A 1,721-nucleotide genomic window follows, 5' to 3' on the forward strand; every position below is an offset into this window, starting at 1 on the left:
GTAACCATTCGGTGTCGTACATCCCTTCTGATTTTTATATTAAAAGAAACCGCCCATGCTTGGATTAAGCCTGAGCGGTTTCTTCTTTCTTGTTCCTATCTATTTTTCCTTTACTTCTTTTTCCAGTTCATAGGTATGAGTTCACTATAATCATTGTTTTCTTCATACTTTTTATTCTGTACGCTGATTAATACCTCTTCCAACCACTTTTGTGGGTTGACCTGATTTTCTTTACAACATCCCATGAGTGTAAAGAATATGGCTGCCGCATGCGCTGCTTCATGTGATCCGGAGAATAGTACATTCTTTCGGTTGAGCGTTAATGGACGTATGGATCGCTCCACCGGATTGTTGTCTATTTGAAACCTAGCCTGATTTACGTATCCGGACAACTGTTCAAATCGTGTGTACATGTATGACATGGCATTGGCTATAGGTGAGTTAGCAATTGTTTTAGTAAACTCCTGCTTGCACCACTCTTCCAGTTCCTTTATTATAGGGTACGCTTGTTTCTGCCGAAGTGCCACAATTTGGTCATCGGTCAGTTCTTCTTCCTTTATATTCTTTTCTATACCATAGAGGAGAGCTATTTTATCCAATGCATACTTCGCACGCGGTGGATCACACCCACGAGCCTCCTCAAACTTCCGCCTGACATGTGCCCAACAACACAGATGTAATCTGTCCGGTAATGTATCAAACTTATCATAAACCACGAACCCATCACTTTGCACCACTTTAACAGAACCACTTAATAGTGTCTCAATGCCTGTTTCCCCTCTTCCCTTATGATACTCAAAGAAGGGAGTCTTTGATTCTGGCAAATAGAAGTTCCACATGTATCCTTTATGCAAGCTCCCCGGCCTATCATTCTCAAGAACCGGATGAGGTGTTTCATCTGCCATTACGTAATAGCTGTTCTTTACCAGTTCTCGAAGTTCATTGTAGATGGGCTCTATCCGCTGAGCAGCAGCCATCATCCAATTGCTTATTGTAGAAGGACTAAAATGGATATTGTTACGCTCAAAAATTTCCAGTTGCCGATTCAGTGGTAAATGATCAGCATATTTAGCTGTAGCAATGTGAGCCAGGATGCTTTCAGAGGCATTGCTGCGAGGATGCGCCATCACGGGCATAGGAGCTACTACAATCCGTCCGTCAGCCAAACGGTATTTGGGGCGAATCGTGCGGATAACATAAACTTGAGCCGGACGAACAGCATATTGCTCTGTTACTTCTTCTCCCATCTTCACTGCTCCTTCCAGATTGATATCATCGGGCATGGGAACAACTATCTCTTCGCGAACAAGAGATGGATCAATGGGCTTGCGAGCATGTGGAGTTACCTTTTTAGTGAAGCTTTTACGATAACGGTTGTAGTCACCTTCTTTCTTTTCTGCTTTCTTCAAAACTTTAGTTTCTTCAGCAACAGGATCAGATACATCAGTGGGAGAATCAAAGCAAATGGATAACTGGGCAGGGTCTTCAGGTAACTTACGTTTCTCACTGGATTTACCCCAAAGACGACGTAAGAGATTTTCCAATCGCCAGCGAAGAAGATCCTTTTCCCGACCAAGAGTATCCACCTTGTACAGCAGAGCTTCTTTTTCCTTTAAAAGGTGATTATATTCTTCCAAAGTGAGGGTAACAGTAAGTTCTTTCATGAAGAAAAAGGGTTATTTGTTTATACCGTAAAGGTACAAATAAATAACCAAATAGAC

The 1,721-nt window shown here is 42.1% G+C and carries 1 pseudogene; it reads right to left on the minus strand.

Annotated elements, in window-relative coordinates:
* Positions 1 to 110: 110 nt before the first annotated feature.
* Positions 111 to 1,556 (minus strand): annotated as a pseudogene (gene tnpC / locus D0T60_RS18380) (IS66 family transposase); the annotation flags it as partial.
* Between the last annotated feature and the right edge of the window lie 165 nt (positions 1,557 to 1,721).

This window comes from Bacteroides sp. 224 (assembly GCF_010500995.1).
Classification (GTDB): domain Bacteria; phylum Bacteroidota; class Bacteroidia; order Bacteroidales; family Bacteroidaceae; genus Bacteroides.